Annotated in this window: 11 protein-coding genes; 2 read left to right on the top strand and 9 right to left on the bottom strand. The window is 69.9% G+C overall.

Features of this window, described 5'->3' with window-relative positions; translation table 11 throughout:
* Positions 1–333 precede the first annotated feature (333 nt).
* Positions 334–1,794, top strand: a complete 1,461-nt coding sequence (locus O7543_RS03660; RefSeq protein WP_281555172.1) for an RICIN domain-containing protein — start codon at positions 334–336, stop codon at positions 1,792–1,794.
* A 20-nt stretch (positions 1,795–1,814) separates the two neighbouring features.
* Positions 1,815–2,600 carry a fused MFS/spermidine synthase gene (locus O7543_RS03655; RefSeq protein ID WP_281555173.1) on the top strand — a complete coding sequence of 262 codons (786 nt, stop codon included), beginning with the start codon at positions 1,815–1,817 and terminating at the stop codon, positions 2,598–2,600.
* A gap of 691 nt (positions 2,601–3,291) precedes the next feature.
* Here O7543_RS03655 and O7543_RS03650 read toward each other — a convergent pair.
* From O7543_RS03650 to O7543_RS03610, 9 genes are all read right to left on the bottom strand, one after another.
* The gene (locus O7543_RS03650) at positions 3,292–3,627 is read right to left on the bottom strand and encodes a VOC family protein (RefSeq protein ID WP_281555174.1); all 336 of its coding nucleotides are present in this window, start codon (positions 3,625–3,627) and stop codon (positions 3,292–3,294) included.
* A complete protein-coding gene (locus tag O7543_RS03645; RefSeq protein ID WP_281555175.1) occupies positions 3,624–4,607 on the bottom strand; it encodes an LLM class flavin-dependent oxidoreductase in 984 nt (327 codons plus the stop codon). The genes O7543_RS03650 and O7543_RS03645 overlap by 4 nt, the downstream gene beginning before the upstream one ends.
* Before the next feature lie 8 nt (positions 4,608–4,615).
* Complete coding sequence (locus O7543_RS03640; protein ID WP_281555176.1) at positions 4,616–5,587, bottom strand: enoyl-CoA hydratase/isomerase family protein; 972 nt, start codon at positions 5,585–5,587, stop codon at positions 4,616–4,618.
* Positions 5,588–5,602: 15 nt separating this feature from the next.
* The gene (locus O7543_RS03635; protein ID WP_281555177.1) at positions 5,603–6,580 is read right to left on the bottom strand and encodes an LLM class flavin-dependent oxidoreductase; all 978 of its coding nucleotides are present in this window, start codon (positions 6,578–6,580) and stop codon (positions 5,603–5,605) included.
* An 11-nt stretch (positions 6,581–6,591) separates the two neighbouring features.
* Entirely contained in the window at positions 6,592–8,196 is a 1,605-nt protein-coding gene (locus O7543_RS03630; protein ID WP_281555178.1) for a class I adenylate-forming enzyme family protein, read from the bottom strand.
* On the bottom strand, positions 8,193–9,212 hold the full coding sequence (locus O7543_RS03625; protein WP_281555179.1) for an LLM class flavin-dependent oxidoreductase: 1,020 nt from the start codon (positions 9,210–9,212) through the stop codon (positions 8,193–8,195). Before O7543_RS03625 ends, O7543_RS03630 begins: the two co-directional genes overlap by 4 nt.
* Positions 9,209–10,336, bottom strand: coding sequence for an LLM class flavin-dependent oxidoreductase (locus O7543_RS03620; RefSeq protein ID WP_281555180.1), 1,128 nt, complete (start codon positions 10,334–10,336; stop codon positions 9,209–9,211). Before O7543_RS03620 ends, O7543_RS03625 begins: the two co-directional genes overlap by 4 nt.
* Positions 10,337–10,416: 80 nt before the next feature.
* Positions 10,417–11,478 carry an acyl-CoA dehydrogenase gene (locus O7543_RS03615; RefSeq protein WP_281555181.1) on the bottom strand — a complete coding sequence of 354 codons (1,062 nt, stop codon included), beginning with the start codon at positions 11,476–11,478 and terminating at the stop codon, positions 10,417–10,419.
* Positions 11,479–11,491: 13 nt separating this feature from the next.
* Positions 11,492–12,643: an acyl-CoA dehydrogenase family protein gene (locus O7543_RS03610; protein WP_281555182.1), complete on the bottom strand. Its 1,152-nt coding sequence runs from the start codon at positions 12,641–12,643 to the stop codon at positions 11,492–11,494.
* Between the last annotated feature and the right edge of the window lie 7 nt (positions 12,644–12,650).

The following is a 12,650-nucleotide window of genomic DNA, read 5'->3' as shown; positions in this document are numbered from 1 at the left end:
AGACCCGGATTGAACGATCGTGTTCGATTCCTTGACACTCTAGATGCGATCGCTAACACTTGTCCGAAACACGAACGTAATGTGTCGAAGACATGGCTCCCATACTGGCAGGACATGCCCGACCTGCCCGTGTGGTCACGTCGAGCACCCGCCAGGAACGGCGCATACCTGCCGGAAGCTGCGAATCCCTCGTCCCAACGCAGACAGCTGACGTTAACGCACACATAGCCCGTGTGACCGGAGAGACAGCGGTGCCGGCGGTAGCCGTCCGGCCCGGTGTCCGTTTCCCAGGGAGGCCAGATCTTGTCAGAGTCATCGTCCAGAACCCGGTCGTTGCGTCGATTGTCGATCACCCTGGTGGCCGTGTTGACGGCGATGGTCGGCACCGCAGTTGTCACGTCGTCGCCGGCCACCGCCGCCACCAGCCAGTTCCGCGGCATGAACTGGGCCGTGCTGGGTGACAACTTCAGCACCGGTCCGCTCGTCGTGCACGGACTCAACTCGTCCGACAGCAACGCGACGGTGCGGGCCAAGGCCAACGCCATCTACGACGACATGGCTGCCACCATGGGCGTCGACACCGTCCGGCTGCCGATCAACACCCACACGGTCGGGACGGCATGGTGGGAGGCCTACCGAGGGGCCATCGACGCCGCCGCTGAACGCGGGTTCAAGGTAATCCTGGCCTACTGGGAGGACGGTGCCGCCTCCGGCGGCCGGATCACGAACCTCGCCGCGTGGAACGCGATGTGGTCCACGGTCACCAACACCTACGGATCGAACCCCAACGTCTACTTCGAGCCGATGAACGAGCCGCACGGCTACAGCTCGGCGCAGTGGCGCGACGTCGCGGCCAACTGGCTCAGCTACCACTACTCGGCGGTGCCCGGCCGGGTGCTCATCGGCGGCACCGGCTACAGCCAGGACCTGCGGGACGTCTGCAACGACAGCCGCTTCAACTCGACGCTGTTCTCCTTCCACCACTACGCATTCTTCTACGGCGAGATGAGCTACGACGCCTTCCGCAGCCACATCCAGACCCGGCTCGGCAACTGCGCCTCCCGCGCGGTCGCCACCGAGTTCGGCGCGCCCATGGACGACGGTCGCAACTACGCCAACCCGGGCAGCACCGACAACTTCGTCCGCCACATCCGCGCCATGGCCCAGGTCATGCGCGACAACCAGATGGGCGGCACCTACTGGCCGGCCATCGGCGGCAAGACCGGCAACATCGGGTACGACTGGTACTCGATGTTCGCGCTCAGCGGCAGCGGCACCAACCTGGACCTGACGGTCCGCAACCCGTCCGGCGCCGACCGGATCCGCTACGGCTGGGGCGACGCCGTCAGCGACGACCCCTCGACGCCGCCGACGGGGACGTTCTACCGGGTCAACGCGCGGCACAGCGGCAAGGCCATGGACGTCCAGCAGCCGAACACCGACAACGGTGCGCGGGTCGGCCAGTACGCGTACAACGGCAACGCGTGGCAGCAGTGGCAGTTCCAGGACGCCGGCAGCGGCTACTGGCGCCTGATCAGCCGGCACAGCGGAAAGTGCCTCGACGTGGTGAGCGCCTCCACCGCCGACGGGGCCGAGCTCATCCAGTACACCTGCGGCACCGGCGACAACCAGCAGTTCCAGATGGTCACCAACGGCAGCTACTTCCAGCTCCGGGCGCGGCACAGCGGAAAGTGTGTGGACGTGCCGGCCGCCTCGACCGCCGACGGCGTCGTCCTCAAACAGTGGTCGTGCCACACCGGCACCAACCAGCAGTGGTCGCGTACGCCCGTCTGAGGATCGCTAGTCTGCTGGTCATGCAGGCACCCGGCGCCCGGCTCGACCTGGCCGTCGACCCGACCAGGTCAACCGGGCGCATACTGCTCGCCGACGGGGTCGAGCAGTCGTACGTGGATGTCGCCGATCCCGCGTACCTGCGCTTCGAATACGTCCGCCGGATGGCCGCCGTAGCCGATCTCGCCGCGCCGGCCGGTGCCCCGCTGGACGTGCTGCACCTCGGCGGCGGTGCGCTGACGCTGCCACGCTACGTCGCCGCCACCCGACCCGGCTCGGCGCAGACCGTCGTCGAGCGGGATCCCGAGGTGGTCGCGCTGGTGGCGCGGGACCTGCCGCCCCGGCCGGCCGGCGTCGGGGTCATGGTCGCCGACGCGCGGGAGGCGGTCGCCGGCGCGCCAGCCGCCGCGTACGATCTGGTGCTCGCCGACATCTACCAGGCAGCCCGGATGCCGCCGCACGTCGCCACCGTCGGGTTCGCCACCGAGGTGGCCCGGGTACTGCGACCCGACGGCATCTACCTGGTCAACGTCACCGACCTGCCGCCACTGGTCGGCACCCGGGTACAGGCTGCCACCCTGCGGGAAGTCTTCGCCGAGGTCTGTGCCGTCGCCGACCGGCGGATGCTGCGCGGCCGGCGGTACGGCAACGTGGTACTCGCTGCGACACGGGCGCCAGGCCGACTGCCGGTGGCGCAACTGGTGGTACGGGCGCTGCGCGACCCGGTACCCGGCGGTGTGCTGCACGGACCGGCGCTGGACAGGTTCGTCGCCGGAGCCCGGCCCCGCACCGATGAACCGCAACGGTGAACTCCGGCTCGGCGGGCCGGCACCCTGAGTGCCGGCCCGCCGAGCCGGTAGATCCGTCAATGGTGGTGAAAACAGGTTCCGGCGCAGGTGACGGTTGCGTCGAAGCCGCTGTTCCACCGGTCCTGCACGGTGCATGCGGCGGCGCAGGCCGGCGTGCCGCTTGAGGTAGAGCACCGCTACCCGACCGAACTCGCCGCCGTTGGGCTGGTCGTAGGTGCCACCGTGCCCGATGCTGAGGTTGCCCGTGAAGGCGGGCAACCCGGCCGGCAGCATGCCCCAGTCGTCGATGACGTTCGGGTACGCGATGTCGCTGGGCCCGCCGATGAAGTAGGCGACCGGCTCGGTCAGTCTCCTGAGCTGGTAGTCGTCGGCGTCGTTCAGCAGACCGCTACTGAAGATGCCGGTGGTGGTGACGCGCGGGTCGTGGGAGACGGCGTAGGCCTCCAGCCCGCCGCAGGAGAAGCCCGCGACGGCGACCTTTGTCGTGTCGAGCTTGTCGTAGTACTTGCTGCCCGGCCGGGCGTTCTCCGCCACGGCCAGTCGTTGGACCGGGTGAGCATCTGGGAGGTGGTGGAGCCGGGCCCGTTCGGGGCGCCGTTGGCGATGGCGACGGACGGGCGCCGGAGCTCAGCGAAGTGCCGCTTCCGCGAACGGTGCGATTGCACCCACCGGGCCGGCACCGCCTCGCCGGTCAGGTCCGTCGTTCGTAGACGACGACTGGGACGCCGCCCGGGTCGACGACCACCGACCGCCGCTCGTGCGGGCCCGACACGGGCTCCCCGACGGACGCGCCGGCCGCGGTCAACTCGGCGACGCAGCTGTCGAGGTCGTCGACCTCGACGCTGAGCAGGGTGCGGCCGGCGACGGGCTGCTGTGACCCGGCGGCCAGGCCGATGGTCACCGTCCCGTCGGTGAGCGCGACGTACCGGTCGCCGTCGCGGAACCGCACCGTCAGCCCGAGCCGGGTGTAGAAGTCGACCTGCGCGGCCAGGTCCCCGGCCGCAACGATGACGTGGCCGATCCTCACCGCCGGAACCTCGGCATCACCTCGCGGGCGAACCGTTCGACGATCTCGACGGACCGCTCGATCGGCAGTCCGAGCCACTGGGCGCGGAAGACGAAGTGGTTGAAGCCGGCGGCGGCGAAGTCGGAGATCTTCGCGGCGATGTCGTCGGGCGAGCCGAAGAAGAGCGCCTTCTCCTTGATCGCCTCCCACTGGGACTCGAAGTAGTCCATGCCGTACTGGACGTACTCGCCGTACGATCGGCGGACCGCGTCGCCCGCCATGGCGTGCGCAGCGTCGGCGGAGTCCGCGACGCACAGGTCCCGGTGGATCGGGAAGACCGCGTTGTCGTCGTCGAAACCAGCCGCGCGGCGCTGTTCCCGGTATTCGGTCAGGTTTCCGACGGCCCAGTTGCGGCGCACGTTGGACGGGGCGAGCCACGGCAGGCCCTGACGGGCGATCCGGGCGATGCCGGTCGGGCCGTTGGCACCGACCCAGACCGGCGGGTGCGGCCGCTGCCGCGGCAGTACGCTGCACCGCACCCCGTCCAGGGTGAAGTGCCGCCCCTGGTGGTGGACGGGCTCACCGGTCCACAACCGCTGCATCACCGCCAGCGCCTCGTTCATCCGCGACACCCGGGTACGCCGGTCGACGCCGAACGAGGAGAACTCGGCGTCGCGGTAGCCGGAGCCGATGCCCAGGACGAACCGGCCGCCGGACATCTGGTCGATCGTGGCGATCTCCTCGGCCCAGTGCACCGGATGTCCAAGGGGCAGGATGAGGATGCCGGTGCCGATCTGCATGCTGCCGGAGTGCTCAACGAGCCGGCTCAGCAGCGGCATCGGCTGGGGTGTGGCCAGCGACGACAAATAGTGGTGGATGCCGAACACCGAGTCGTAGCCGAGGTCGCGGATGTGCTGGACGTACTCGACCGTCTCACCGGTCCGCCGCTGCAGGTCGTCGCCGAGCTCGTACTGATGGTCGAGGAGAATGCCGAACTTCACGACCGCGCCTACTTCTCGCGCGACCGGGTGTCGCTGAGCCGGAAGTACGGTGCGACCAGCCGGTCCCGGTCGGCCAGCGCCCGGCCGATGCCCTTTTCCCGGCGCTCCTTGAGGAAGTTCCAGTCCCCGTCGTCGAAACTGACGTTGGTCGCCCAGCCGTGCCCGACCCAGCCGGTCATCGCGCCGAGGCCCTTGCCCCGGGCCTCCATGACCAACTGCATCATCGACTTGCCCATCATCAGCGAGTCCAGCGGCATGACCGCGATCGCGTCGGCGTAGTCGTCGACCCAGCGCTGCAGTTCGTCACGTTCGACCACCTTGGTGACCAGGCCCTTGCGCTCGCCCTCCTCGGCACCGATGGCCCGCATGGTCAGCATGACGTCCTTCATCGTGGTCAGGCCGACCTTCTCGATCCAGTGGTACATGTCCTGTGGGGCGGGACCGAGGTAACGGAACGCCGGATGGGTGAACCGGGCGTCAGGGCTGGCGATGACGATGTCAGCCGACAGCGCGATCTGGAAATGGCCGCCGTAGCAGTACCCCTGCACCTGGCAGATGGTCGCCTTGAGCGACTCGATGATCGGGCGGGTGAATCCGGAGCTGAGCACGTTGCGGTCGGGCAGGATGCGTTGCCGCTGCGCCGGCCGCCGCCGCGATGCCTTGTCGGTGCCGGTCCGGTAGCCGATGTAGTGCCCGAGTTCGGCGGCGTCGGCGCCGGTGCCGAAGTGTTCACCTTCGCCCTTGAACACGATGACCTTGACCCGGTCGTCGGTCTCGGCCTCGCGGACCAAGTCGCCGACGCGTTCGAAGGCGGCCACCGGAATGGCGTTGAGCCGCTCGGGACGGTCGAAGGTGATGGTGGCGACCGACCGCTGCTCGTCGACGTCGTACCGGACGTACTTCGCCAGGACCTCGGGGTCGACCTCCATGTTCTCGACGTCCCACTGTTGTTCCAGAAGTTCGGCTTCGGTCTTCTTCACGGCGAGTTCCTTAGGTCAGCTGGCACGGAAGGCGGGCATCACCTCGGCGGCGAACAGCCGCAGCGAGGCGCGCAGTTTCCCGGTCGGCATGCCGAGCCAACCGGGGCGGAAGATGACGTGGTCGAACCCCAGCTCCCGCAGGGCGGAGATCCGCTCGATGAGGAAGTCCGGTGAGCCCAGCAGCAGCGTGTTGCGGACCAGTTCGTCGAAGCGGTCCCGCTGCCAGCGCAGCGCCGGGTACTCGGCGTAGGTGGCGTACTCCCGCCGGGCGTGCGGCAGTGCCTCGGCCACGGCCTGCTCGGTGCTGGGCGCGCAGTACAGCTCGACCCCGACCGGGCGCTGCACTGTCGTCGGGTCCCGGCCGTACTCGGCCAACGCCTCCTCGTAGACGGCCCGATGCTCGGGCAGGAACCGGCGGCTCGGTGAGTTGCCCGGCGCGTACCAGGCGTCGCCGAGCCGGGCGGCCCGGCGGACCGCTTTCCTGCCGCCGGCACCGATCCAGATCGGTGGTCCGCCCGGGGTCAGCGGCGCGACGCCGATGGTCGCCTCGGTCTGCGGGTAGAACTCGCCGTCCCGGGTGACCGGCCGCCCGGTCCACAACGCGCGGATCAGCCGGATGCTCTCGTCGAAACGCCGGAACCGGGTCTGCGGGTCGATCCCGAACGCGGCGAGCTCGTTGTCCCGGTACCCGGCGCCGACGCCGAGGACCACCCGCCCACCGGAGAGGTGGTCCAGGGTCGCGAACTCCTCCGCGACGTGCACCGGGTGGAACATCGGCAGCAGCAGGATGCCGGTGCCGAGCAGCATGTCACCGGAGCGCGGAATGAGGCTGGCCAGCATCGAGATCGGCTGCGGGGTGGCCAGGTTCGACTGGAAGTGGTTGATCGTCCACACCGAGTCGTAGCCCAGTTCAGCGGCGAGTTCGACGGTGCCGAACAGCTCGGCCAGGTGCCCACCGAGGTCGTCGCCGTGCGGATACTGGTGCGAGGCCATGATGCCGAACCTCATCCGGACGCACCCGCCCGCGTCGTGGCCGGCGTCGCTCGGCTGATCTTGCCGGTGGCGCTGCGTTCCAGTGCGGCGACGAACTCGATCCGGCGGGGCGTCTTGAAGTGGGCGAGCCGGTCCCGGGCGTACGCAACGAGGCGCTGGGAGAGTTCGGTGTCGGTCACCGCGTCGTCGGTCCTGCGCACCACGAGGGCGACCGGTATCTCGCCGAGCCGGTCGTCCGGTCGCCCGAGCACCCGCACGTCGCTGACCAGCGGATGCCTGCGCAGCTCGTCCTCGATCTCCTCGGGCCAGACCTGGAAGCCACCGCATTTGATCATGTCCCGTTTCCGGCCGACCAGGAACAGCACCCCGTCGTCGTCGACGTAGCCGATGTCACCGGTGTGCACCCAGCCGTCCCGGACCAGTTCGCGGGACGCGGCGTCGTCGTCGACATAGCCCTTGGTCAACGCGGAGCGGACCACCACCTCGCCTTGTCGGCCGGCTGGCAGGGCGGCACCGGTCTCGTCCCGGATCTCCAGCTCCACCCCCGGGTAGACCCGCCCGGCGGAGCCGGGTTTCCAGCGGCCGGCCTTCATGTCCCGTCCGGTCCAGCCGGCGATGTGCCCGGCTTCGGTCGATCCGTAGTTGACCAGGATCGGCACCTGGTACCGCTCCTCGAAAGCTCGGCGCAGCGACCACGAGATGGCCTGACCGGCCACCAGGACGGACTTGACCCCGTCGAAGGGCAGGTCCCGTTCGGCGTACACGATGTCGTAGACCATCGTGGGCAGGAAGAAGAAGTTGTCGAACCGGAACCGGTCCATCAGGTCGGCGAGCCGGTCGACGCCGAACCTCTCCCAGACCACCGCCGGACGACCGACGAAGAAGGCGAACAGCAGCGAGTGCTGACCGCCGCTGTGGAACAGCGGCAGGGCGATGAGGTTCGGCCTGGCCGCCGCCGGGGCGGTGCCTTCGGCGTCGGTGCCGGTGGCGACGCAGGCCAGCCGCATCAGCGAGTCGCGGGTCCCGCCGTGGGTGACGCTGACCGCCTTCGGCCGGCCGGTCGTCCCGCCGGTGAACAGCACGCAGGCCTCGGCCTGCGGGTCGACGTCGACTGCCGGCACCCGGACCTGCCGACGCCAGGGCAGCGGCTCGACGTCCGCTTCCCCGACGCCACCGGTCGCAGGGCGCAGCTGCGCGACGCGGCGGATCGCGACGCCGGCTCTGGCGCTGGCGAGTTCGGCGACCACGTCCGGGCTGCGCCCGTCGACGAGCAGCAGCCGAGGGCTGGTCTTGGCCAGCGACTCGGCGAGTTCGGCCGCGTTGTACAAACTGCTGACGGTGACCGGGACCGCGCCGAGCTTCCAGCAGCCGAAGAGGAAGAAGACGATGTCCGGGCCGTTGGTCAGGTAGCAGGCCACCCGGTCGCCGGCGCTCACGCCCTCGGCCCGCAGTGCCACGGCCACCCCACCGGCGAGCAGGTCGATCTCGTCGAACGTCCACGACCGACCGTCCTCGCCGTACAGGCCGACGACGTCGGTGCGGTCGGCGCGACGCCGTTCCAACACGCGGGCCAGATTGTCGGCGTCCGGTGGGGCCATCACTGGGTCGGTGCTCATCGGGCGACCTCCGGCGCGGCTGGCGACGCGGGTCGTGGCCCGGCGAGTCGGGGGACGACCTCCGCACCGAAGCGGGCGAGCTGCTCCATCGCCTCGGCCTGGCTGGCGCCGACGAACTGGTGCCGCAGCGAGACCTCGGTGATGCCGAGTTCGGCCTCCCAACGCCGCAGCTTGTCGACGATCTCGTCCGCAGAACCGACCAGGCAGTCCTGCGCCAGATACCGGTCGATGTCCAGGGACTGGGCGCCGTCCCAGGACCGGTATCCGGCGTACTGGCGCTGCAGATGCGGTCGGACGGCCTTGACCGCGGCGGGGTAACTGTCGCCGATGAACGCCTCCCGGCTCATCGGGTACTCACGGTCGAGGGTGAAGCCGCGGTCGACGAGTTCGCCCCGGTAGACGCCGAGCAGTCGGGCGAGCTCCGCGTCAGTGCCCTTGGGGCCGATGAGCCACGGCGCGTCCAGTCGGGCGGCGCGGCGGACCGCCGGCTCGGCGAACGCACCGATCCACAGCGGCGGGCCGCCGGGCTGCACCGGGCGCAGCGCCAGCGACGCGCCGGGGACTTCGCCCCAGCTGCCGGCGATGTCGATCGTCTCGCCGTTCCACAGCGCCCGCAGGATCGGAACGTACTCGCGTAGTCGGCGCAGCCGGTCGGTCCATTCCACGCCGAACGCGGCGGTCTCCCGTTTGCGGTAGCCGGCACCGACGCCGACGGTCAACCGTCCCCGGCAGAGCACGTCGAGGGAGGCGAGGTCCTCGGCGAGCGCGACCGGGTTCAGCAGCGGTGCGAGCAGCACCCCGAAGCCGATGCGTACCCGGGTGGTCGCCCGCGCGAGGTAGCCGGCCAGCGGCACCGGCTGGACGAACGCGGACCTGGCGAGGAAGTGGTGGCCGAGGTAGACGGCGTGGAAGCCGGCCGCCTCGGCGGCGGTGGCCTGGTCCAGTACCTGGTCGATACCGTCGGAGGCGCTGGTCGACGGATCGAACTGGGCACTGAGGAAACAGCTGACCTTCATCCGATGACCGCCTGGGCGGCGGAGGTCGTCAAGACGTCATCGGCCGGGTCGTGGCCGTCGGTCCGGCGGCCCGTCTGGTCCGCCGCGCGAAAGTGCGGGATCACCTTGGTGGCGAACTCCTCCATGGACTTCAGCGCGCTCCGCCGGTCGAGCGACGGGATGCGCAGCCAGCCGATGTAGTGGTTGATGCCGAGCTGCTCGCGCAGCATCTCGATGGTCTCGATGACGCGCTGCGCCGAGCCGAAGTTGCCGCCGTGGGTCAGGGTCTGCTCCAGAGTCAGCAGTTCGATGTTCTTGGCGACCGCCGCGTAGTAGGACCGCTCCTGCTCGATCGCCTCCTCCGAACCCGGGATCACCTTGCCGACGGACTTGTAGTAGTTCATCGCCGCCGAGGCGGCTTCACGCAGGCCGTCCTCGCCGTCACCGCACCACACCTGTTGCATGAAGGGCAGTTCGTAGGTGGTGACATCGAAACCGTTGGCCTGCATGCTCTGCCGGTAGAGGCTGAAGTTCTTCTGCATGATGCCCAACGGCGTGAAGTTCGGTGAGGTGATGATCGGCTCGCCGACCGCGCCGCGCTCCCGGAAGCTGTCCGGGGATACCGTGCCCTGCAGGATCGGCGGACCGCCGGGGGTGAACGGCCGGGGGTAGGTCGTGACGTCGTCGAAGTGGTAGATCTCGCCGTGGTAGGAGAACTTCTCCTGGGTCAGCGCCAACCGCAGCACCTCCAGGGTCTCCTGGTAGCGCTGCTTCGACTCGGCCAGGGCGATCCCGAAGCCGGCGAACTCGGCCGGCTGGTAGCCACGGCCGACCCCGATGGTGACCCGACCACCACTGAGCACGTCGAGCGCCGCGATGTCCTCGGCCAGCCGCAGCGGGTGGTGCAGTGGAAGCACCAGCACGGCGGTGCCGATCGTGATCCGGCTGGTCCGCTCGGCGACGGCCATGCCGAAGTTGACCGGGCTGCCGAGGATGCCGTACTTCGAGAAGTGGTGCTCGGCCAACCAGATCGAGTCGAAGCCGAGCTCGTCGGCCAGCTGGATCTCGTCGAGAGTCTCCCGTAGCACCTGATGGTCCGATGCCCCGTCGGCCACCGGGAACAGGTTCATGATTCCGAACTTCACGACCACTCCTCGTTTATTCCGACCAGCCGGTATGTTACCGCTGCGCTTCTGTCACTGCAAGGTCTGCGCAGGTCAGCGCACTAGTCCGTACGGTGCCCCGAACCCACCCGGCGCGCCTCGACCCGCAGCGCGCCGGCCCGGTGCCGGTGCCATCGGCCACGGCCGGCCCGGGCGTCGAGCACCAACGCCCGACGCAGGAACAGATGCGGATCCGCTTCCATGGTGATACCCATCCCGCCGTGCACCTGGATTCCCCGCTCGGCGGCGAAGACCGCGGCCTTCCCCGCCGCCGCCTTGGCGGCGTGCACCTGGATCCCGGCGTCCGGACGATGGTTGTCGACCGCCCAGGCGGCGTAGAGCGTCAGGTCCCACGCTGCCTTGCGCGCGGTGGCGGCCTCAGCCAGCTGGAACGCCACCCCCTGGAACGACCCGATCACCCGGCCGAACTGCATCCGGGTGCGGGCCTGCTCGGCGGCCAGCTCGATCGCGCCCTGCGCGACGCCGCACAACTCGGCGGCGACCACCAGGGTCGCCCGCCACAACCCGGTGCCGACCGGATCGAGCCGTTGCGGCATGGACAGCGACACGTCCGACAGCGGTACCGACGGGTCGAACGACCGCCGTTCGGTGACCTCGGCCCGCTCGGCGACCGTGGCGGCGCCGGCGACCCAGACCCCGTCGGGACCGGCGACGACGAACCCGTCCGCCTGAGCGGCGTACGGCACCAGGGTCCGCACCAGCGGATCCGGCACCGACCGGTCCGGCCAACCAGGCGTGGACGGCACGTCGACCGCCGGAGTGAGCACCCGGCGGCCGTCGAGGATCTCGTCGGGCAGCGGCACCGACCGTCGGTCGTCGCCGCAGAGCAGCTGTACGGCACCCGCGTGGGCCGCGAACCGACTCGGGACCAGGTGCTCACCGAGCACCTCTACGGCGACCAGCAGGTCGATCAGCGCCGATCCGACACCACCGGCCGACTCCGGCACGCCGAGCAGCCCGAAGTCGCGCAGCAGCGGTCCGTCCGCGGCGCAGGGCTGCCAACCGGCCGACAGCGCGGCTCGCGCCGCGCCGGTCTGCGCCTTGGCGAGGGCCGCGACGGTCTCGCCAATCTCCTGCTGTTCCTGGGTGAATGTCGCGTGCACGCGGCCACTCCGCTCAACGTGAACGGGGCAGGTTCAGCACCCGCTCCGCGAGAATCGACTTCTGGACTTCCTCCGTGCCGCCCTCGATCGTGTGGGCGCGGGCACGCAGGTAGCGGTGCATCCGGGCGGCGGCACCGGCACCGTCGAGCAGCACACCGCCAGCCTCGTCGAGCTGCACCGCGAGCCGGTTCGCGTTCTGCACCACGCCGGCCCACAGACTCTTCAGCGCCGACGTCTCCGGGCCGGGGACGCCACCGGCACGGCTCTCCGCCAGCATCCGCATCGACCCGATCCGGACCGCCTCGGCGTCGCACTGCAGCGCGCCGATCGTGTCGACGACGGTGCTGTCGTCGGCCAGTCCCCGCGCGATCGCCAGATCGACGACCCGGTCCACCGCCTGGCGGGCCCACACCCACAGGTTCAGCGCCATGCTGCCGCGTTCGAAGGCGAGCGTGGTGAGCGCGACCTTCCAGCCGTTGCCGACCCCGCCGAGCACGTCGGAGTCGGGGACGAACACGTCGTCGAGGAACATCTCGTTGAACTCGGTGTCCCCGTTGATCATCACCAGTGGTCGGACGGTGAACCGGTCCATCGGGGCCAGGAAGTAGGTGATGCCCCGGTGCCGGGTCTCCTCGGGGTCGGTCCGCGCCAGCAGCAGACACCGGGAGGCGTTGTGCGCGTTGGAGGTCCAGATCTTGGTGCCGTTGATCAGCCAGCCGCCGTCGACCCGGGTCGCGGCGGTACGCAGACTCGCCAGGTCGGAGCCGGAGCCTGGCTCGCTGAAGCCCTGGCACCAGTACTCCTCGCCGCGCAGGATTCCCGGCAGGTACCGGGCCTGCTGCTCGTCGCTGCCGTGCGCGATGATCGTCGGACCGGCCAGCATCATGCCAACGCCGTTGAGCGGGTACGGCGCGCCCCGGACCGCCGCCTCCTCGTTGAAGACCGCCTGCGCCAGCGAGTCCATCCCCCGGCCGCCGTGCCCGACCGGCCAGGACAACCCGGCCCAGTTGCCGGCGCAGAGCCGCTCCTGCCACACCCGTGACCAGTGCTCACGCTCGGTCTGGGACAGCTCCTCCTGATCGGGCACGTCGCGCAGCGCGTCGTCGAGCCAACTGCCGGCCTCGCGCCGGAACGCGAGGTCGCTGTCACTGTCATCGAAGTCCACGGCAGGC

Source organism: Solwaraspora sp. WMMA2080 (assembly GCF_027497395.1).
Taxonomy (GTDB): domain Bacteria; phylum Actinomycetota; class Actinomycetes; order Mycobacteriales; family Micromonosporaceae; genus Micromonospora_E.
This window is presented reverse-complemented; position numbering and strand designations above follow the sequence as displayed.

Coding starts and splice junctions, on each gene's coding strand:
- O7543_RS03635 (WP_281555177.1), bottom strand. CDS start 6,580: ATGGCCTCGCACCAGTATCCGCACGGCGACGACCTCGGTGGGCACCTG.
- O7543_RS03630 (WP_281555178.1), bottom strand. CDS start 8,196: ATGAGCACCGACCCAGTGATGGCCCCACCGGACGCCGACAATCTGGCC.
- O7543_RS03625 (WP_281555179.1), bottom strand. CDS start 9,212: ATGAAGGTCAGCTGTTTCCTCAGTGCCCAGTTCGATCCGTCGACCAGC.
- O7543_RS03655 (WP_281555173.1), top strand. CDS start 1,815: ATGCAGGCACCCGGCGCCCGGCTCGACCTGGCCGTCGACCCGACCAGG.